Source organism: Streptomyces sp. NPDC048600 (assembly GCF_055587025.1).
In genome coordinates this window covers 116,225-136,199 of sequence record NZ_JBVJGZ010000004.1, presented here as the reverse complement: position 1 = coordinate 136,199, position 19,975 = coordinate 116,225, and the positions used below count along the sequence as shown (strand labels likewise).

The following is a 19,975-nucleotide window of genomic DNA, read 5'->3' as shown; positions in this document are numbered from 1 at the left end:
CGGGAGCGGAGCCGGGTCAGTCGCGGCCGCGGATCTCACGGATGACGGCGGAGGCGTCGAGATGGCCCTCGGCCGTGGCGAGCGCGGCGAACACGGCGTCGGCACGGCCCGACACGGGCAGTTCGACACCCGACTCCTCGGCGGCGGTGAGCGCCAGCCGAAGGTCCTTGCTCATCAGCGCGGCGGCGAAGTTCGCGCGGTAGCCGTTGTCCGCGGCAGAGCCCTCCACCAGGCCGGGCCAGGGGCAGAAGTTGCGCAGCGCCCAGCTGTCACCGGAGGAGGTGCTGACGATGTCGTAGAGGCTGCGGGCGTCCAGACCGAGCCGTTCGGCGAGGACGAAGGCCTCCGCGACGGCCGTCATGGTGGTGCCGAACAGCATGTTGTTGCAGATCTTGGCGGCCTGGCCCGCGCCCGCGGAGCCGGTGTGGACGATGTTCGCGCCCATCGCCTCCAGATACGGACGGGCGAGTGCGAACGCCTCGTCGGTGCCGCCGGCCATGAAGGTGAGCGTGCCCGCCCTGGCCTTGGCGACGCCGCCGGACACCGGGGCGTCCAGCACGGGCAGTCCGCGCTCGGTCAGGGCCGCGTGGACGGCCCGGGTGTTCGGGATGTCGATGGTCGAGGAGTCGATCACCACCGTGCCCCCGGCGGCGTGCGCGAGCACACCGTCGTCGCCGAGCACCACGTCCCTGACGTGCCGCCCGGTCGGCAGCATCGTGATCACGACCTCGGCCTTCGCCACCGTGTCCGCGACGGACCCGGCGATCGTCACCCCGGCCTCGCGCGCGGCGGCGACGGCTTCGGCGGAGAGGTCGTGGCCCCGCACCTGGTGACCGGCCGCCACGAGGTTGGCGGCCATGGGACCGCCCATGTTGCCGAGACCGATGAAACCGACGGTGGCCATCCGATACCTCCTGGTGCCGTGAAGCTGTTGGCGTCCACCGTCGAACCTGCACACCTGCACGGACAAGAGGCACTTCGACACAGGTACCGTGCAGATATGCACATCGATCAGAAGGTCAACCTCGACGACCTGCGCTACTTCCTGGCCCTGGCCCGCCATGGACGACTGGTCGCGGCGGGCGAGCGCCTCGGGGTCGAGCACACCACCGTCTCCCGCCGGCTGGCCGCGCTGGAGAAGGCCGTCGGCCACCGGCTGTTCGAGCGGACCCGCACCGGCTGGACGCTGACCGGGGCCGGACGACGGCTGCTGCCGCACGCCGAACGCATCGAGGCCGAGGCCGTCCTCGCGTTCTCCGCGCCGGACGACGCCGGCCGCCCGGTCTCCGGCCTCGTGCGGATCGTCGCCACCGACGCGGCAGGCTCCGTGCTCGTGGCCCCGGCGCTCGCGCCGCTGCACGCCCGGCACCCGGGCATCGACCTCGAACTCGTCACCACCAGCGCCCTGATCAGCCACCACACCGGCCAGTTCGACGTGGCGATCACCCTGCACCGGCCGGAACTGCCGAGGCTGCACGCGCGCCCCCTCGGCGAGTACGTCCTACGGCTGTACGCCTCGCCCGGCCATCTGCGCGACCGGCAGCCCGTCCGCACCGCCGACGACCTCGCCGGACACGAGATGGTCTGGTACATCGAGTCCCTGCTCGACCTGCCCGAGCTGAGGGTGTTCCACCAGGTGTCCGAGACGGCCGACTTCGCCTTCCGCAGCAGCAACGTCTTCGCCCAACTGGAGGCCGTCGCGGCCGGCATGGGCATCGGGCTGCTCCCCGCCTTCCTCGCCGAGCGAGACCCCCGGATCGTCCCCGTGCTGCCGGGCGAGCTGGAAGTGGCCCGCACGTTCTGGATGATCGTGCCGTCCGCGCTGCTCAACGTGGAACGCGTCCGGCTGGTGTACGAGCATCTCGCCGACTGGTTCGGGGAGCGGACGGAGCTGCTCCACCCGCCGCTGCCGTGAAGTGGGCGGGCGACCGGGAGTCGGGCGGGTGTCCGCGAGCCGGGCGGGTGAGCGGGACATGCGCGGGTGAGCGGGACATGCGTGCGTGAGCGGGAGATGCGTGCGCCGGCGGTTACACCGGAAATTCCCATACCTCTATCCGGAGGTACTGCACCCCGCGCCGCCCCCGCAGCATGAGGCGCATGACTGCCACACCCCTCCCCCCTGACCTCGATCTTCGCCCGGCGGAGCGCCGTCCCGGCGCGGAAGGGACACTGACGTGATGCTGACCACCAGCCTCAACCAGGACCAGCTGGCCATCGTCGAGACCACCCTGGACTTCGCACAGGAACACCTCGCCCCCCAGGCCGAGGCATGGGACCAGCACAAGCACTTCCCCGTCGACGTCCTGCGCAAGGCCGCCGAACTCGGCCTCGGCGGCGTGTACGTCGCGGAGGACCGGGGCGGCTCCGGGCTCGCCCGCTCCGACGGCGTCCTCGTCTTCGAGGCGCTCGCCGTCGGCTGTCCCACCATCGCGGGCTACCTCTCCATCCACAACATGGTGGCCTGGATGGTCGACCGCTTCGGCGACGACAGCCAGCGCGCCCGCTGGCTGCCGGGACTGTGCTCCATGGACGACCTCGGCAGCTACTGCCTCACCGAGCCGGGCGCCGGCTCCGACGCGGCGGCACTGCGCACCCGCGCCGAACGCCAGGGCGACCACTACGTCCTGACCGGCGTCAAGCAGTTCATCTCCGGCGCCGGGGTCTCCGACCTCTACATCGTCATGGCCCGCACCAGCGACGACGGGGCCCGCGGCATCACCGCCTTCGTCGTCCGGCGCGACGATCCCGGGCTGTCGTTCGGCCCCGACGAGAAGAAGATGGGCTGGAACGCCCAGCCCACGCGCCAGGTGATCCTTGACGGTGTCCGCGTCCCCGCCGACCGCAGGCTCGGCGCTGAGGGCGACGGCTTCCGCATCGCGATGAAGGGCCTCAACGGAGGACGGCTCGGCATCGCCGCCTGCTCCCTCGGCGGCGCCCAGAGCGCCCTGGACCGCAGCCGCGCCTACCTCATCGACCGCGAGGCCTTCGGTGCCCCGCTGATCGAGTCGTCCGCGCTCCAGTTCCGGCTCGCCGACATGGCCACCGAGCTCGCCGCCGCCCGCGCACTCGTCCGGCAGGCCGCCGCCGCCCTGGACCAGGAGGACCCGCGGGCCCCCGAGCTCTGCGCCATGGCCAAGCGGTTCGCCACCGACACCGGCTTCGCCGTCGCCGACCGCGCGCTCCAGCTGCACGGGGGGTACGGCTACCTGAGCGAGTACGGCGTGGAGAAGATTGTCCGCGACCTCCGTGTCCACCAGATCCTGGAAGGGTCCAACGAGATCATGCGCCTCATCGTCGCCCGCGGCCTGATCGGAGCCACCCGATGACCCCGACCACGCCCCCCTCGGCCGCCGACGACTCCGTCCTGACGGAGATCCGCGGCCGGGCCGGCCACTTCACCCTCAACCGCCCCCGCGCCCTCAACGCCCTGAACCACGTCATGGTGCGCCGCATCGACGACGCCCTGACCGACTGGGAGCACGACCCGCGGGTCGACACCGTCGTGATCAGCGGCGCGGGAGAGCGCGGGCTGTGCGCCGGCGGCGACATCCGCTCCATCTACGAGGACGCGCGCGCCGGCGGGAGCGCCTCGGCGGACTTCTGGTACGACGAGTACCGGCTCAACGCCCGCATCGCGCGCTGTCCCAAGCCCTATGTCGCCCTGATGGACGGGATCGTCATGGGCGGCGGGGTGGGCGTCTCCGCGCACGGCGGTGTGCGGGTGGCCACCGAGCGCTCCCGGATCGCCATGCCCGAGACCGGTATCGGCTTCGTGCCCGACGTCGGCGGCACCTACCTGCTCTCCCGCGCCCCCGGCGAGCTCGGCACCCATCTCGCGCTCACCGGCGCCCCGGTGGGAGCGGCCGACGCCCGGCTGTGCGGCCTGGCCGACTCCTACGTCCCCTCCCACCGGCTGCCCGCCCTCCTCGACGACCTCGCCGAACTGCCGGCCGAGGAGGCCGTCGCCCGTCACGGCGCCGAACCGCCGGCCGGTGAACTGGACGCGCAGCGCGACTGGATCGACGCCTGCTACGCCGCCGACACCGTCGAGGAGATCGTCGGCCGCCTCCTCGACACCGGGCTGGCCCCCGCCAAGGACGCGGCCGGGACCCTGCTGACCAAGTCGCCGACCTCGCTCAAGGTGACCCTCGCCGCCCTGCGCCGGGCACGTGGACTCGACTCACTGGAGCGAGTCCTGGAGCAGGAGTACCGCATCGCCTGCGCCGCGCTGACCTCCCCGGACCTGGTCGAGGGCATCCGCGCCCAGGTCATCGACAAGGACCGCGACCCCCGCTGGTCCCCGCGCTCGCTCTCCGACGTGTCGGACACCGACGTGGCCCGCTTCTTCGCCCCGCTCGGCCGACGGGAACTCGGCTTCGCCCCGGACGACACCGCCCCCGACGAGAACGGAGCACAGCGATGACCGACACCGCCACCGAGGCGCCGTACGAGACCGTCCTCGTCGAGCGCAGGGGCCGGACCGCGCTGCTCACCCTCGACCGGCCCAAGGCGCTCAACGCCCTGAACCTCCAGGTCATGCGGGAGGTCGTGGCCGCCACCGAGGCGCTGGACCGTGATCCCGAGGTCGGCTGCATCGTGATCACCGGGTCCGCGAGGGCCTTCGCCGCGGGCGCCGACATCAAGGAGATGCGCCCCCGGGACTACATGGACATGTACCTCGACGACTGGTTCGGCGCCTGGGACCGGCTCGGCCGGCTCCGCACCCCGACCGTCGCCGCCGTCTCCGGCTACGCGCTCGGCGGCGGCTGCGAGCTCGCCATGCTCTGCGACATCCTGCTCGCCGCCGACACCGCCGTCTTCGGCCAGCCCGAGATCAAGCTCGGTGTCATCCCAGGGATCGGCGGCTCCCAGCGTCTGACGCGTGCCGTGGGCAAGGCGAAGGCGATGGAGCTGTGCCTGACCGGCCGCACCATGGACGCGGCGGAGGCCGAACGCGCCGGTCTGGTCTCCCGGATCGTCCCCGCCGACCGGCTCCTCACCGAGGCCCTGGCCGTCGCCGAGACCGTGGCGGGCATGTCCAAGCCGGTCGCCATGATGGCCAAGGAGGCCGTCGACCGGGCCTTCGAGACGACCCTCGCCGAGGGCGTGCGCTTCGAACGCCGCCTGTTCCACGCGGTGTTCGCCACCGCCGACCAGAAGGAAGGCATGGCCGCCTTCGCGGAGAAGCGTCCGCCGGTGTTCACCCACCGCTGAAGGAACCGTGCGGCGAGCGGGCCGACGGGGCGGATCCGCCCGTCATGACGTTCTCGGTCAGGCCCCGTGAGGGCCTGCCGCCGCTCTCCGGCCCGGTGTCCCCGGTCCCCCCGTTCGGGGGTGCCCGGCGCCGGGCCTTCGTGATGTGATCGGGCGGTCCCGCGAACACCGTACGTCCGCGGACACGCCCTTACGAACAGGAGAGATCCGCACGTGGAAGCCACACCGCTGCAGGACCTGGCCGCGCCCGACGGCGTCTGTTTCGGCTGTGGGAGCGCGCACCCGACCGGTCTGCGGATCCACAGCCACTGGGACCCGGACGGCGTTCATGTGCGCTGCGTCCACCGCCCCGCCGCGCAGTACACGGGCTGGCCGGGGCTGGTCTACGGCGGGCTCCTCGCGATGCTGGTCGACTGCCATTCCAACTGGACGGCGATGGCGTACCACTACCGCGCCGAGGGCCGCGAGCCCGGCGGCCTGCCGCGCATCGAGTGCGTGACGGGGGAGCTCGGCGTCAAGTTCCTCAAGCCGACGCCGATGGGGGTGGAGCTGACCCTCACCGCGCGGGTCGAGGGCCCCCTGGCCCGCAGGAGCCGGGTGATCTGCGAGGTCCACGCGGGCCCGACGCTGGTCGCGGTCGGCGACTCCGTCTTCGTCCGGGTCGACCCCGCGCGGCTCGCGGCGGACGCGCACGGTACGCCGCCCGGCTGACCCGACCACTCGCGGCGGACGGACACGGTACGCCGCCCGGCCGACCCGGCCTGAAGTGGCATGGTGCGCCGGGCACTTCGAGTCACCACTCCCGTGCACGCGACCGCGCCCGCGGCCCCTCCGATGTGTCGGCATCGGAGCGGCCACGGGCGCGGAGTGTTTCTCCGGCGGCTCGCGGGTCAGCCCTTGAGGTCCGGGAAGTCCGACTCCCAGTACTCGTTCGGGCGGCGCTCCTCGTCGCGCTGCTGCTCCTGACCGCGCAGTTCGACGCGGCGGATCTTGCCGGAGATCGTCTTGGGCAGGTCGGCGAACTCCAGCCGGCGGACGCGCTTGTAGGCGCTGAGCCGGTCGCGGGTGAACCGGAGGATGTCCCGGGCCAGCTCGGGACCCGGCTCCCGGCCGCCGGTGAGGACCACGAAGGCCTTGGGCACCGCGAGCCGCACCGGGTCGGGCGAGGGCACCACGGCGGCCTCGGCCACCGCGGGATGCTCGATCAGCACGCTCTCCAGCTCGAACGGGGAGATGCGGTAGTCGCTGGCCTTGAAGACGTCGTCGGCGCGGCCCACGTAGGTGATGTAGCCCTCGGCGTCCTGAGAGGCGACGTCGCCCGTGCGGTAGTAGCCGTCGCGCATGGCCTCGGCGGTGCGCTCCTCGTCGTCGCGGTAGCCGCGCATCAGACCGGCCGGGCGACGGGCCAGGTCGAGGCCGATCTCGCCCTCCTGGGCCGGCTTGCCCTCCGGGTCGAGGAGGGCGATGTGATAGCCGGGCAGGGGCCGGCCCATCGACCCGGGCTTGAGGGGCTGGCCGGGCGTGTTGCCGATCTGGGCGGTGGTCTCGGTCTGCCCGAAGCCGTCGCGGATGGTGAGGCCCCAGGCCTTGTGGACCTGGTCGATGACCTCCGGGTTGAGCGGCTCCCCGGCGCCGACCAGCTCGCGCAGGCTGACGTCGTACGCGCCGAGGTCCTCCTGGATGAGCATGCGCCACACGGTGGGCGGGGCACACATCGTCGTGACCCGGCAACGGACCAGGACGTCCAGCAACTGGGCCGCGTCGAAGCGCGCGTAGTTGAACACCAGGACGGTGGCCTCGGCGTTCCAGGGCGCGAAGAGATTGCTCCAGGCGTGCTTCGCCCAGCCCGGCGAGGAGATGTTCAGATGCACGTCCCCGGGCTGGAGACCGATCCAGTACATCGTGGACAGGTGCCCGATCGGGTACGAACTGTGGGTGTGCTCCACCAGCTTCGGCTGGGACGTCGTGCCGGAGGTGAAGTACAGCAGCATCGGGTCGTCCGCGGGGGTCTCACCGTCCGGGGTGAAGTCCTCGGACGCCGAGTCGGCCGCCGTGTAGGACAGCCAGCCCTCGGGCGCCCGCGCTCCCACGCTGATCCGCAGGTCCGCGCCCGGCAGTCCGGCGAAGCGGCCGGTGACGTCCTGGTCGGCGATCACGGCACGCACCCGGCCCCGGTCCAGCCGGTCCGTGAGATCGTCGGGGCTGAGCAGCAGGGTGGCCGGGATGACCACGACACCGAGCTTGATCGCGCCGAGCATCACCTCCCACAGTTCGGGGACGTTGCCCAGCATCACCAGCACACGGTCGCCGCGCCGCAGCCCGAGGGACCGGAGGTGGTTGGCGACCTGGTTCGAGCGCAGGGACAGCTCCGAGAATGTGCGACTCTGTTCGCCGCCGGTCTCGTCGATCACCCAGAGCGCGCGCCGGCCGTTGCCTTCGGCGATCCGGTCGAAGTAGTCCAGGGCCCAGTTGAACGTCGTGGGCCGCGGCCATTCGAACGCGCGGCGGGCGGCGTCGTAGTCGGCCCGGTGGCGCAGCAGCACCTCGCGGGCGGAAAGGAAGTCATCGACCGAGCCCATGGCCCATCTCCTTGATGTTTCGATACCGTCACCCCGATATTTCATCCCCCCGGCCGATTCCGGTTCCTCCAGGTGGAGAGGAGAGTTCATCAACGTGGTCCACGTTTCCGCAGGACAGACCATTCGGCTCCTGATCGTCGACGACCACCCCGTCGTCTGCGACGGGGTCCGCTCGCTGGTCCGTGACGCCCCGGACCTGGAGGTCGTCGGCTCGGCCCGCACGGCGCGCGAGGGCATCGAGCAGGCCGCGAACCTGCGTCCGGAGATCGTCCTGCTCGATCTCAGGCTCCCGGACATGCTGGGCAGCGAGGCGCTGCCGCGCGTGCTGGCCGTCTCGCCCGCCACCCGGGTGGTGATCTTCACCGCGTTCGAGGACCACGCGGCGCTGGACGCGGCCATGTCGGCCGGGGCGCACGGCTGTCTGCTCAAAGACGTCACCCACACCGACCTCGTGGAGCAGCTGCGGCGTATCGCCGCGGGCGTCCGGGTGGTCGACCCCCGGCTGAAGGAGTCGGGCGGGGCGATGCTCCAGGCCCGCCTGTTCCAGCTGTCGCTGAGCCGCCGCGAGTACGAGGTCGTACGCCTCGCCGCGACCGGCAAGACCAACCCGGAGATCGCGGAGGATCTGGGGCTGGCCCGGAACACCGTGAAGACCTACCTCCAGACGGCCATGCAGAAGCTGGGCGCCCGCAACCGCGTGGAGGCGGTGCGGCGGGCCCGGGAGGAGCATCTGCTCTGATCCCGGGGGAGCCGGACCCGCCGCGCGGACGCGGCCCCCGTGATACGGCCGGTGGCCGGGGATCCGGATGCGCCGCGCGCACGCGGCCCTGTCATACGGCCGGTGGCCGGGGGAGCGGGATGTCGCACCGCAGGGTCGTCCCGTCCTCCTCCCGCACCAGCCGCAGCGCCCCGCCGAGCCGTTCCACCCGGGCGCGCAGGGCGGGCAGTCCGGCGCCGGTGGCCCTCGCGGCCGGCACGCCTCCCGCCGTCCCCGCGTCGGCCGCGCTCCGCTCGCCCGCCGGTTCCTCCGGCTCCGGGGAGCCCGTGCCGTCGTCCATGACCGCGACGCTCACCCGGTCGTCATGGGCGGCGAGGGTGACCACCACGGAGCGCGCCGAGGCGTGCTTCTCCACGTTCAGCAGCGCCTCGCCGACGGCCCGCACCAGCACCGCCCGGCGTTCGGGGTCCAGTTCCGGGGTGCGCCCGACCGGCACGAAACTCGCCGGGACGCCCGTACGGACCTCGAAGCTGTGCACGAACTCCGCGACGTCGGCGGCCAGCCGGCCCGGGTCGTGGTCGGAGTTCGTGTCCCGCAGCCGGGAGACGGACTCGCGCAGGGTGCTGCCGGCCAGGGACAGCTGGTGCTCGATCAAGGCGAGGCGCTGGGCGACGTACGGCGTCTCGCGTGCCTCGGTCTGGAGCCGGCGCAGGGAGGAGCCGATGCCGAACAGCATCGCGCCGACGCTGTCGTGCAGGGACTCGGCGATGCGCCGCCGCTCCGCGGCCACCGAGGTGTCGGCGAGGGTCGCCGCGCCGTCGGCCACGTCCACGGCCAGGGTCGCCAGCCGCGCCAGCCGGCCCAGGGCGTCCACCGTCCGGTCGCCGATCTCCGCGGAGTCGCGTTTGGCGCCGTAGATGACACCCCGGGTCGTGCCGCTGCCGATCGGCAGGCCGATCATGCCGGTGACCCGTTCCCGGCTGACCTGGGAGTCGAAGTCATGGGTGATCCGGGTGGAGCGGCAGTAGTCGCCGACGACCACCGGACGTCCGACGGCCGCGACCCGGCCACCGACCCCGAGCCCCAGCGGAACGGGCAGGTCGTGCAGGGCGTCGAACTGTGTGCCCGACCAGACGCGCAGCACCAGGGCCCGGTCCTCGACAAGGCCCGCGAGGGCGATCTCGAAGTCGTGCTCATGACGTATTCGGTCGGCGAGGGCGCGCAGCACGGCCTGGGTGTCGAGGAGGCTGAGGCGCTGCTCACGCTCCGTGTCCAGACGCAGCAGGACGTCCAGGGAATCCAGGACCTCGTGCTCGCGCTCGCTGTGACCGCTCATGGGGGAGCCCTTCTCGCATCGGCATCGTACGCGCGGGCCCGTCTCGGCAGCCAGAGGCGTCCGACGACGGCTCCGCGGCCACCTTTGCGTGGCGCGCGTCACAGCACCACCCCCAGACGGAGAGGTCGCCTCCACCCCACGCCCCCGACCACGCACGCGCCTCTCCATCCGGGGGTGGCGGAGCGCCAGGGGGCACCGGTATGCCGCACGAAGGGCGTGGCGGGACCGGGCGGGACGGCCGCGCCGCACCAAGGGCATGGCCGGTCCGGGCGGGTGGGACGGCCGTGCCGCACGAAGGGCATGGCCGGACCGGGTGGGCGGGAAGGCTGTGCCGCAACACGAGCGGAGGCACCCATGCGGACACCGGACGAATCCTTCATCGCCGAGGCGGGGCTGCGGCCGGAGATCTCGCAGTCGTGGCGCCGCTCCCTGCTCAGCGGCCTGCGCCCGGACACCGCGCTCGCCCTGGAACCGAGCGAGGACTTCGACCGGCGCGGCCGGCTCCAGACGGCGGCCGCCCCGGTCCTCGACCAGCTGGCCGCGGAGCTGGCGGGCAGCGGATTCGGCATCCTCCTCGCCGACAGCAGAGCGCGGATCGTCGACCGGCGTTTCGGGGTGGACCACCTCGCCGGGGCCTTCGACCGGGCCGGGGTCGTCGTCGGCAGCCGCTTCCTGGAGGAGAACACCGGCACCAACTCCATCGCCACCGTCTTCGAGATACGGCGTGGTGTCACCGTGCGGGGCGAGGAGCACTACATCGAGGCGCTCAAGGCCTTCACCTGCTACGGCCATCCCCTGGTCAGCCGCGTCACCGGACGGCTGGAGGGCGTGCTGGACATCAGCTGCCCGGCCGAGCTGGCCAACCCGCTGCTGGCGCCCTATCTGGTCCGGGCCGCCCGGGAGATCGAACAGCGGCTGCTGCAGGGCGCCCGGGAGTCCGAGCAACGGCTGCTGGCCGCCTATCAGTCGGCGTCCGTCGGCGGGCGGCGCGCGGTGGCCGCGCTCACCGAGGGCGTGGTCATGGCCAGTTCGGCGGCGATGGAACTGCTGGAGCCCTCCGACCACGCGCTGCTGCGCTGTCTCGCGGCGGAGCTGCCCGCCCGCAGGCCCGCCCGCCGGGAGCTGCGGCTGTCGTCCGGGCGGACGGTCGTCGCCGACTTCCGGCCCGTGCCGGGCACGGGTGGGGTGCTGGTCGCCCTGGACGACCCGGCGCAGACCCGGGCCGCGGTACCCCGCGGCCGGGAACGGACCGCCGCGGCCCCGTCGGCGGAGCACGGCGGCGAGCTGGAGCGGCATCGCCTGGCCCGCAGACCGGTCCTGGTCAGCGGTGAGCCCGGCACCGGCCGGACCACCACGGTGGCCGACCTCACCCGGGGCATGTCGGTGTGCCGGCTGGACGCCGTCGAACCGGCCGGGGCCCTGGACCTCGCGGAACGGATCGAGGCGGCCGGCGCCGATGTCGTCGTGGTCGAGGACCTCCAGCTGCTGTCGCCCGCGCAACTCGCCCAGGTGGCCCGGCTGCTCGGCCGCGGCGACCTGTGGACGGTGCTCACCAGCGCCCCCGTCCCCGAACTGGGCCCCGAGCACGCCGCCCTCGCGTCCCGCTGCCTGGCCCGGATCGACCTGCCGCCGCTGCGCGCCCGCCGGGAGGAACTGCCGTCCCTGGTGGGCGCGTTCGTGGCCCGGCTGCGTCCGCAGGCCCGGCTGCGGTTCACCGCCCAGGCCATGCAGGCCCTGGCCGCACACCCCTGGCGGGGCAATCTCCACGAGCTGCGCGAGGTGCTGCTGCACGTACTGGAGAACCGCTCGGCCGGGGACGTCACCCGGCGGGACCTGCCGCCGACCCTGCGCGAGGCCGCCCGCACCCGCGGCCTGAGCCTGCTGGAACGGGTCGAGTACGAAGCGATCGTCACGGCGCTGCGCGACTGTTCGGGCAACAAGGTGCACGCCGCGCGACGGCTCGGGCTGAGCCGCGCCACGCTCTACCGGCGCATTCGCGCGCTGGGCATCGACGACACGGCCGCCGGGACGGGCTGAGGTGTCTCGGATTGCGACAGTTACAGCCAGGTGAACGGATGGATATTCCCTGTCACGCCCGTGTGACAGCCGACACACGGGGCCTCCTCCTCTCTTTCGGAGACTCACGTGACAGAACTTTCCCGTCCCGCGCTGCTGAAGCCGGTGCAGGACTTCGTGTCGACCGGGCGGCAGCTGCTCATCGGCGGCGAGTGGGTACCGGCGCTCAGCGGCGAGACCTTCTCGACCTACGACCCCGCGACGGGCGAGCGGATCACCGACGTGGCCAAGGGCGGCGCGGCGGACGTCGACCGGGCGGTCGCCGCCGCCCGCAAGGCCTTCGAGGAGGGCCCCTGGCCGCGGTTCACCCCCTCCGAGCGGCAGCGGCTGATCTGGAAGATCGGTGACGCGCTGCTGGAACGCGCGGAGGAGTTCGGGCAGTTGGAGGCCCTCGACAACGGCAAGTCGGCCGCGGTGGCGCAGGGCGTCGACGTGGTGTGGGCGGCCGACCTGTTCCACTACTACGCGGGCTGGGCCACCAAGATCGAGGGCCGGACGATCCCGGTGTCGGTGCCCTGGGTGCCCGGCGGCCAGTTCCACGCGTACACCCTGCGCGAGCCGGTCGGCGTGTGCGGCCAGATCATCCCCTGGAACTTCCCGCTGCTGATGGCCGCGTTCAAGATCCCGGCCGCGCTCGCCGCGGGCAACACCGTGGTCCTCAAGCCCGCCGAGCAGACTCCGCTCACCGCGCTGCTGCTGGGCGAGGTCATCAACGAGATCCTGCCGCCCGGCGTCGTCAACATCGTCACCGGCTACGGTGACGCGGGTGCCGCGATCGCCGCCCACGACGGGGTGGACAAGGTGGCCTTCACCGGTTCCACCGAGGTCGGCAAGAAGATCGTCGCGGCGGCCGGCGGCAACCTGAAGAAGGTCTCCCTCGAACTCGGCGGCAAGAGCCCGCAGATCGTGTACGCCGACGCCGACCTGGAAGTGGCCGTACCCGGCACCGCCAACGCCTGGCTGTTCAACCACGGCCAGTGCTGCGTGGCCGGCACCCGGCTGTACGTCGAGGACAGCATCTTCGCCGAGTTCACCCGCGCGGTCGCCGACTTCGCGGCCCAGGTGAAGATCGGGCCCGGTCTGGACCCGGCCACCCAGCTGGGCCCGCTCGTCTCGCAGGACCAGCTCGACCGGGTCACCGGTTACGTCCGCCAGGGCCTGGCCGACGGCGCCCGCGCGCTGACCGGCGGCAACCAGGTCGGGGACCAGGGCTTCTTCGTGGAGCCGACGGTCCTGGTCGATGTGAAGCCCGACATGAGCGTCGTGCGCGAGGAGATCTTCGGCCCGGTCGTGGTCGCGGCTCCCTTCAACGCCGAGCGCGGCGCCATCGCCGAGGCCAACGACTCGCCGTACGGCCTGGCCGCCGGGGTGTGGACCCAGGACGTCTCCAAGGCCCACCGCGTCGCGAAGCAGCTCCAGGCCGGGACCGTCTGGGTCAACTGCTACAACGCGTTCGACACCGCGATGCCCTTCGGCGGCTACAAGCAGTCCGGCTGGGGCCGTGAGCTGGGCGCGGCCGCACTGGAGCAGTACACGCAGACCAAGGCCGTGAACATCCAGCTGTAGAGCGGTAGTTCCGGAGTTCCCTTCCCGCAGCCACGGGGTGCCTGGGTGTCCCCGCTCAAAGGAGAGCCGCATGAAAACCCGAGCCGCAGTCCTCACCGGAATCGGCAAGTCCTTCGAGATCGTCGAGATGGACCTCGACGAGCCCACCACTGGCGAGGTGCTCATCCGCTACGTCGCCGCCGGCCTGTGCCATTCCGACCTCCACCTCAGCGACGGCGATCTGCCGCCGAGGTTCCCGATCGTCGGCGGGCACGAGGGCGCCGGCGTCATCGAGCGCGTCGGCCCCGGCGTCACCAAGGTGAAGCCCGGCGACCACGTCGTCTGCAGCTTCATCCCCAACTGCGGCCATTGCCGCTACTGTTCGACCGGCCGCCAGAACCTGTGCGACATGGGCGCCACCATCCTCGAGGGCAGCATGCCCGACGGCACCTTCCGCTTCCACCGGGACGGCGCCGACTACGGCGCGATGTGCATGCTGGGCACGTTCTCCCAGTACGGCGTGATCTCCGAGCACTCCGTCGTCAAGGTCGACCCGGGCCTGCCCCTGGAGACCGCCGTGCTCGTCGGCTGCGGAGTGCCGACGGGCTGGGGCACGGCGACCAACGCCGGTGGCGTCCGGGCGGGTGACACCGTGGTGATCTACGGCGTCGGCGGTCTCGGTATCAACACCGTCCAGGCGTCCGCGATCTCGGGCGCCACCCATGTGGTGGCCGTCGACCCCGTCGCCCTCAAGCGCGACACCGCGCTGAAGCTGGGCGCCACCCATGCCGTCGCCACCGCCGAGGAGGCCAAGCGGCTGGTCGACGAGCTGACCCGGGGCCAGGGGGCCGACCAGGCGCTGATCCTGGTCGGCACGGTCACCGAGGAGGTCGTCTCGGCCGCCTTCGACGTCGTCGGCAAGGGCGGCACCGTCGTGGTCACCGGTCTCGCCGACCCCGCCAAGCTGACGATCCATGTGTCCGGCGCGGTCCTCACCCTCTGGGAGAAGACCATCAAGGGCACCCTCTTCGGCAGCGGCAACCCGCAGTACGACATCCGGAAGCTGCTCGACCTCTACCAGTCCGGGCAGCTCGAGCTGGACGAGCTGGTGACCCGGCGGTACACGCTCGACGAGGTCAACCAGGGCTACCAGGACCTCGTCGACGGCAAGAACATCCGCGGCGTGCTGGTGCACGACCACTGACGCACCGCGGAGCGCGGGGCGCCGCCGTGCGACCGGCGGCGCCCCGGTCCACCCCACCCCCTGCAGGGCCGCCCCGAGAGGACACGGCCCGTCCCGAAGGAGGAACACCGTGCCCGAGAACCCCCGACAGCACCAGGAAGAGCCCGAGTCCACCGACACCGAACCGGAGCAGGACCTGCTGATCGAGGACGTCTCGATCGACGGCATGTGCGGCGTCTACTGACGCCTTCCGAAGGAGGACCACCATGTTCGACCCGGACCGGCCCTACCGGTGCTCACCCCGTGTCGCCCTACGCGCGGAGCCGTTCGGCGCGCTGGCCTACCACTTCGGCACCCGGCGGCTGACGTTCCTGAAGTCGCCGGCCCTGGTCGACCTGGTGTCCGCGCTGGACGACCACCCCGACGTCCGCACCGCCCTGGCGGCCTCGCCCGTGCCCCCGGACCAGCACGGCTTCTATCTGACCGCGCTGGCCGGGCTCGCCGACGCCGGAACCATCGAGCCCGCCGACCGCCCAGCCCACCGCGCCGGAGCCGCACCATGAGACTCACCGAACACTTCAAGCACGGGCTGAACTCCCCGATCTGCCTCACCTGGGAGCTGACGTACGCCTGCAACCTGGCCTGCGTCCACTGCCTCTCGTCCTCCGGCCGGCGGGACCCGCGCGAGCTGGACACCGCCGAATGCCGCGCGGTAATCGACGAGTTGCAGCGCATGCAGGTCTTCTACGTCAACATCGGCGGCGGCGAACCCACCGTGCGCGCCGACTTCTTCGAGCTGGTCGACTACGCCGTGGACCACCAGGTCGGCGTCAAGTTCTCCACCAACGGCGTCCGAATCACCCCCGACCGGGCCCGGCGGCTCGCCGCCACGGACTATCTCGACGTACAGATCTCCCTGGACGGCGCGACCGCCGGGGTCAACGACGCGGTCCGCGGCCCCGGTTCGTACGCCACCGCCGTGCGGGCGATGGAGAACCTGGCCGAGGCGGGCTTCGGCGAATTCAAGATCAGTGTGGTGGTGACCCGCCACAACATCGGCCAGCTGGACGAGTTCGCCGCCCTCGCCGACCGGTACGGCGCCCAGCTCCGGCTCACCCGGCTGCGCCCGGCCGGCCGCGGCGCCGACACCTGGGACACCCTGCACCCCCTGCCCGCCGACCAACTCCGCCTCTACGACTGGCTCGTGGCGCACGGCGAGAAGGTGCTCACCGGAGACTCCTTCTTCCATCTCAACGCGCTCGGCGAGACCCCGCTGCCGGGCCTGAACCTGTGCGGAGCGGGCCGGGTCGTCTGCTTGATCGACCCGGTCGGCGACGTCTACGCCTGCCCGTTCGCGATCCACGAGCAGTTCCTGGCGGGGAACGTGCGCGACTCGGGCTTCGGCGCGGTCTGGCGCGAGTCCGAGCTGTTCGCCTCGCTGCGCACGCCCGGCACCGGCGGCACCTGTGCGTCCTGTCCGGCGTACGACTCCTGTCAGGGAGGCTGCATGGCCGCCAAGTTCTTCACCGGCCTGCCGCTGGACGGGCCGGACCCCGAGTGCGTCAAGGGCCACGGCGCCCCGGCCCTCGCCGCCGCCGACCGGTCGGCGGCCCCTCGCCCCAGCGGCGACCACTCCCGCACGGCACCCGCCCGCGCCCGCGCCGTCGCGCTGGGCATGCCCGCGCTGCGGACCGCGCCCGCGGCCCGGCACTGCGACGAGAACCCGCTGGCCGGGACCGGCCCGCGATGAACCACGGGTCCGCGCCCGCGGCCCGCCACCTCGACGGGAACCCGCCCGCAGGGTCCGGTGATCGCCACCGCGGCGAGAACCCGCCCGCAGGTACCGGTTCTCGCCTCGACGGGAACCCGCCCGCAGGGTCCGGTTCCGCGACGGACCACGGGACCTCGAACACCCGGCACCACGGCTTCGCGAAAGGACGACGACAGGCATGAGCAGTTGGTTCGAGACCGTCGAGGAGGCCCGCCGCCGGGCCCGCAGGCGGCTGCCGAAGTCGGTCTACAGCGCCCTGCTGGCCGGCTCCGAGAAGGGCGCCTCCTACCGGGACAACACCGAGGCCTTCACCGCGCTGGGCTTCGCGCCGCATGTCGCGGGGCTGTTCCCCGAGCGGGACCTGGCGACCCGGGTCATGGGCCAGGACATCTCCCTGCCCGTGATCATCTCGCCCACCGGTGTGCAGGCGGTGCACCCCGAGGGCGAGGTCGCCGTCGCCCGCGCCGCCGCCGCCCGGGGCACGGCCATCGGGCTGAGCTCCTTCGCCAGCAGGTCGCTGGAGGACGTCGCCGCCGCCAACCCGCAGGTGTTCTTCCAGCTGTACTGGATGGGTGACCGCGACGCGATCCTGCGACGCGTGGAACACGCCCGCGCGGGCGGCGCCAAGGGGCTCATCGTCACCCTCGACTGGTCGTTCTCGCACGGTCGCGACCGGGGCAGCCCCGTCATCCCCGAACGGCTGGACCTCAAGGCCCTGCTGCGCTTCGCCCCCGAGGGCCTCGCCCGGCCGCGCTGGCTGCTGGACTTCGCCCGGAGTCTGCGGCTGCCCGACCTGACCGCGCCCAACCTCGCCGAGGCCGGACAGCCGGCGCCCACCTTCTTCGGCGCGTACGGGACGTGGATGAACACCGCGCCCCCGTCCTGGGACGACATCGCCTGGCTGCGCGAACAGTGGGACGGCCCCTTCATGCTCAAGGGCATCGGCCGGGTCGACGACGCCCGGCGCGCGGTCGACGCCGGCGTCACGGCGATCTCCGTGTCCAACCACGGCGGCAACAACCTCGACACCACCCCGGCACCGATCCGCGTACTGCCCGCGGTCGCCGACGCCGTGGGCCACCAGGTGGAGGTCCTGCTCGACGGCGGCGTCCGGCGCGGCGGCGACGTCGTCAAGGCGCTCGCCCTCGGCGCCCGGGCCGTGATGATCGGCCGCGCCTATCTGTGGGGGCTCGCCGCGGGCGGACAGAGCGGAGTGGAGAACGTCCTGGACGTCCTGCGCGGCGGCATCGACTCCGCCCTGCTGGGCCTCGGCCGTTCCTCCGTCCAGGAACTGACCGCCGACGACGTGGTCGTGCCACCCGGTTTCCTCCGCCCCCTGGGCACGGCCTGAGATGGGGCGGCCTCGCGTGAGGCGCCGCCGGGCACAGCGGGCGGGCCGCGCCCGATGAACGGCCGGGTCGCAGTGGTCACCGGGGCGGCGCGCGGCATCGGCGCCGCCGTCGTCGACCAACTCGCCGCCGACGGTTGGCGGGTGGTCGCCGTGGACGTCTGCGAGGACCTGCCGGGCCTGAGCTATCCGCTGGCCCGCCGGGGCGAACTCGCCGCCCTCGCGCAGGCCTGGCCCGGCTCGGTCGTCGACATGGCCGCGGACGTCCGCGACCCCGAGGCCGTGGCCCGCGCGGTGGAACTGGCCCGGCGGGAGTTCGGCGGCCTGGACGCCGCCGTCGCGGCCGCCGCGGTGATGGCCGGCGGCGCGCCGCTGTGGGAGACGACCCAGGACGAGTGGGACACGCTGTTCGACGTGGGCGTGCGGGGTGTCTTCCATCTCGCCCGCGCCGCCGTCCCCGAACTGCTGGCCCGGCCGCAGCCGCGCGCCGGCCGCTTCGTCGCGGTCGCCTCCGTCGCCGCGCACCGGGGCCTGTGGCGTCTGGCCGGGTACAACGCCGTCAAGCACGCCGTGGTCGGCCTGGTCCGCGGACTGGCCTGCGATCTGCGCGGGACCAGGGTCACCGCGACGGCCGTCTCGCCCGGCTCCACCCGGACCCGGATGCTGCGGGCGACGGCCGACCTCTACGGGCTGGTCGACCCCTCGGACTTCGCGCGGCAGCAGCTGAACGAGCGGCTGCTCGAACCGGAGGAGGTCGCGGCGGCGGTGGCCTGGCTGTGCGGTCCGCACTCGTCGGCGGTCACCGGGACCGTGGTGCACGCGGACGGGGGCTTCACCGTATGAGGCTCACCCCCGACACCACCCTGCGGGTGCTCGCCGACGGCCGGACCCTCATCGGCGGCTCCCCGCTGCGGGCCGTACGGCTGTCCCCGGACGGCGCCCGGCTCGTCGGGCGCTGGCTGGCCGGCGAGCCCGTCACCGCACCGGCCCACCACGCCCTGGCCCGGCGGCTCGTCGCGGCCGGGCTCGCCCACCCGCGCCACGGCGCCGGCCGGTACCGCCCCGAGGACGTCACCGCCGTGGTCCCCGTCCGCGACCGGCCCGAGGAACTGCGCGAACTGCGCGCCTCCCTGGGGGAGTTGGACCACGTCCTGGTGGTCGACGACGGCTCCGCCGTGCCCGTGGCCGGCGCGGTGGCCCGGCACCCGTCGCCCCGGGGCCCGGCCGCCGCGCGCAACACCGGCGTGCGCTCGGTGACCACACAGGTCGTCGCTTTCCTCGACTCCGACGTCGTACCCCGCCCCGGCTGGCTCCGGTCCCTGCTGCCGCACTTCGAGGACCCGGAGGTGGCCGCGGTGGCGCCCCGGGTCCGCAGCCGGCCCGGACCCACGGCACGGGAGCGCTACGAGGCCGCCCGCTCCCCGCTCGACCTCGGACCCGAACCGGCCGAGGTGCGCCCCGGCGGCCGCGTCGGGCATCTGCCCACCGCCGCCCTGCTGGTGCGCACCTCCGTGCTGCGCGCGCTCGACGGCTTCGACGAGTCCCTGCGGTACGGCGAGGACGTCGACCTCGTCTGGCGGCTCCTGGAGGCCGGGCACCGGGTGCGGTACGAGCCCGCGGCCGAGGTGCTCCACCGCCCGCGCGCCGACTGGCCCGCACTGCTCCGGCAGCGCTTCGACTACGGCGGCTCCGCCGCGCCCCTCTCCCGCCGCCACGGCGACGCGGTCGCGCCCGCCCGCCTCTCCCCGTGGACGGCCGCCGCCTGGACCGCCGCCCTCACCGGGCATCCCCGCACCGCCCTCGCCGTCGCCACCACCACGGCCGCGCTGCTGCCCCGCACCCTGGCCCCGGCCGGCGTCCCGGCCCCCGAGGCGCTGCGGATCGCGCTGCGCGGGCACCTCGGCGCCGCACGGATGCTGGGCCAGGCCGCCCTGCGCACCTGGTGGCCCGTCGCCCTGCCCGCCCTCGCGGCCGCCCGGCCCGGCCGTACGGCCCTCGCGGCGCTCCTCGTCTCGCGGCTGCGCGGCCGGCCGAGGGACGTCCACCCCCTGCTCTGGTGTGCGGCCGGCCTCGCCGACGGCCTCGCTTACGGCGCGGGCGTGTGGCACGGCGCCCTGCGCGAGCGCACCGCACTCCCGCTGCTGCCCGCGTGCACCGGACCGGCCCGGGGGAATCGCCGCCCTCCGTGAGCCCGGCCGCCCGCCG

18 protein-coding genes are annotated in these 19,975 nt (G+C 73.3%); 15 read left to right on the top strand and 3 right to left on the bottom strand.

Going from position 1 to position 19,975, the window contains the following annotated elements; all coding sequences use genetic code 11:
- Nucleotides 1-16 precede the first annotated feature (16 nt).
- A complete protein-coding gene (gene mmsB / locus ACZ6SQ_RS06830; RefSeq protein WP_469557426.1) occupies nt 17-1,063 on the bottom strand; it encodes a 3-hydroxyisobutyrate dehydrogenase in 1,047 nt (348 codons plus the stop codon).
- Here mmsB and ACZ6SQ_RS06825 point away from each other — a divergent pair.
- The 5 genes from ACZ6SQ_RS06825 (at nt 1,001) to ACZ6SQ_RS06805 (ending at nt 5,925) form a co-directional block, all read left to right on the top strand.
- A complete protein-coding gene (locus ACZ6SQ_RS06825; protein ID WP_469557424.1) occupies nt 1,001-1,915 on the top strand; it encodes a LysR family transcriptional regulator in 915 nt (304 codons plus the stop codon). The two genes, mmsB and ACZ6SQ_RS06825, sit on opposite strands and share 63 nt — an antisense overlap.
- Nucleotides 1,916-2,177: 262 nt before the next feature.
- Nucleotides 2,178-3,326: an acyl-CoA dehydrogenase family protein gene (locus ACZ6SQ_RS06820; RefSeq protein ID WP_469557422.1), complete on the top strand. Its 1,149-nt coding sequence runs from the start codon at nt 2,178-2,180 to the stop codon at nt 3,324-3,326.
- Nucleotides 3,323-4,423, top strand: coding sequence for an enoyl-CoA hydratase/isomerase family protein (locus tag ACZ6SQ_RS06815; protein ID WP_469557420.1), 1,101 nt, complete (start codon nt 3,323-3,325; stop codon nt 4,421-4,423). The genes ACZ6SQ_RS06820 and ACZ6SQ_RS06815 overlap by 4 nt, the downstream gene beginning before the upstream one ends.
- A complete protein-coding gene (locus tag ACZ6SQ_RS06810) occupies nt 4,420-5,214 on the top strand; it encodes an enoyl-CoA hydratase (RefSeq protein WP_469557418.1) in 795 nt (264 codons plus the stop codon). The genes ACZ6SQ_RS06815 and ACZ6SQ_RS06810 overlap by 4 nt, the downstream gene beginning before the upstream one ends.
- A 213-nt stretch (nt 5,215-5,427) precedes the next feature.
- A complete protein-coding gene (locus ACZ6SQ_RS06805; RefSeq protein WP_469557417.1) occupies nt 5,428-5,925 on the top strand; it encodes a PaaI family thioesterase in 498 nt (165 codons plus the stop codon).
- Between the two features lie 179 nt (nt 5,926-6,104).
- Here ACZ6SQ_RS06805 and ACZ6SQ_RS06800 read toward each other — a convergent pair whose 3' ends face one another.
- Nucleotides 6,105-7,793 carry an AMP-binding protein gene (locus ACZ6SQ_RS06800; RefSeq protein WP_469557415.1) on the bottom strand — a complete coding sequence of 563 codons (1,689 nt, stop codon included), beginning with the start codon at nt 7,791-7,793 and terminating at the stop codon, nt 6,105-6,107.
- A 94-nt stretch (nt 7,794-7,887) separates the two neighbouring features.
- On the opposite strand from ACZ6SQ_RS06800, the gene ACZ6SQ_RS06795 reads away from it, so the two are divergent.
- Complete coding sequence (locus ACZ6SQ_RS06795) at nt 7,888-8,532, top strand: response regulator (protein WP_469557413.1); 645 nt, start codon at nt 7,888-7,890, stop codon at nt 8,530-8,532.
- Nucleotides 8,533-8,623: 91 nt separating this feature from the next.
- On the opposite strand, the gene ACZ6SQ_RS06790 is transcribed toward ACZ6SQ_RS06795, so the two are convergent.
- Nucleotides 8,624-9,847: a GAF domain-containing sensor histidine kinase gene (locus tag ACZ6SQ_RS06790; protein ID WP_469557412.1), complete on the bottom strand. Its 1,224-nt coding sequence runs from the start codon at nt 9,845-9,847 to the stop codon at nt 8,624-8,626.
- Between the two features lie 354 nt (nt 9,848-10,201).
- Here ACZ6SQ_RS06790 and ACZ6SQ_RS06785 point away from each other — a divergent pair, with 354 nt between their 5' ends.
- From ACZ6SQ_RS06785 to mftF, 9 genes are all read left to right on the top strand, one after another.
- Entirely contained in the window at nt 10,202-11,884 is a 1,683-nt protein-coding gene (locus ACZ6SQ_RS06785; RefSeq protein ID WP_469557410.1) for a sigma-54-dependent Fis family transcriptional regulator, read from the top strand.
- 108 nt (nt 11,885-11,992) lie between these two features.
- Nucleotides 11,993-13,489 (top strand): aldehyde dehydrogenase family protein, encoded by a 1,497-nt coding sequence (locus tag ACZ6SQ_RS06780; RefSeq protein WP_469557408.1) that lies wholly within the window; start codon nt 11,993-11,995, stop codon nt 13,487-13,489.
- Nucleotides 13,490-13,559: 70 nt separating this feature from the next.
- A complete protein-coding gene (locus tag ACZ6SQ_RS06775) occupies nt 13,560-14,672 on the top strand; it encodes an NDMA-dependent alcohol dehydrogenase (RefSeq protein ID WP_469557407.1) in 1,113 nt (370 codons plus the stop codon).
- A 109-nt stretch (nt 14,673-14,781) separates the two neighbouring features.
- Nucleotides 14,782-14,895 (top strand): mycofactocin precursor MftA, encoded by a 114-nt coding sequence (mftA, locus tag ACZ6SQ_RS06770; protein ID WP_386381176.1) that lies wholly within the window; start codon nt 14,782-14,784, stop codon nt 14,893-14,895.
- A gap of 22 nt (nt 14,896-14,917) precedes the next feature.
- A complete protein-coding gene (mftB, locus tag ACZ6SQ_RS06765; protein WP_469557406.1) occupies nt 14,918-15,214 on the top strand; it encodes a mycofactocin biosynthesis chaperone MftB in 297 nt (98 codons plus the stop codon).
- Nucleotides 15,211-16,401, top strand: coding sequence for a mycofactocin radical SAM maturase (gene mftC, locus ACZ6SQ_RS06760; protein ID WP_469557404.1), 1,191 nt, complete (start codon nt 15,211-15,213; stop codon nt 16,399-16,401). Before mftB ends, mftC begins: the two co-directional genes overlap by 4 nt.
- Nucleotides 16,402-16,600: 199 nt before the next feature.
- Nucleotides 16,601-17,773: a pre-mycofactocin synthase MftD gene (gene mftD / locus ACZ6SQ_RS06755; RefSeq protein WP_469557402.1), complete on the top strand. Its 1,173-nt coding sequence runs from the start codon at nt 16,601-16,603 to the stop codon at nt 17,771-17,773.
- Nucleotides 17,774-17,827: 54 nt separating this feature from the next.
- Nucleotides 17,828-18,613 (top strand): mycofactocin-coupled SDR family oxidoreductase, encoded by a 786-nt coding sequence (locus ACZ6SQ_RS06750; RefSeq protein ID WP_469557401.1) that lies wholly within the window; start codon nt 17,828-17,830, stop codon nt 18,611-18,613.
- The gene (mftF, locus tag ACZ6SQ_RS06745; RefSeq protein WP_469557399.1) at nt 18,610-19,959 is read left to right on the top strand and encodes a mycofactocin biosynthesis glycosyltransferase MftF; all 1,350 of its coding nucleotides are present in this window, start codon (nt 18,610-18,612) and stop codon (nt 19,957-19,959) included. The genes ACZ6SQ_RS06750 and mftF overlap by 4 nt, the downstream gene beginning before the upstream one ends.
- Nucleotides 19,960-19,975: the final 16 nt, after the last annotated feature.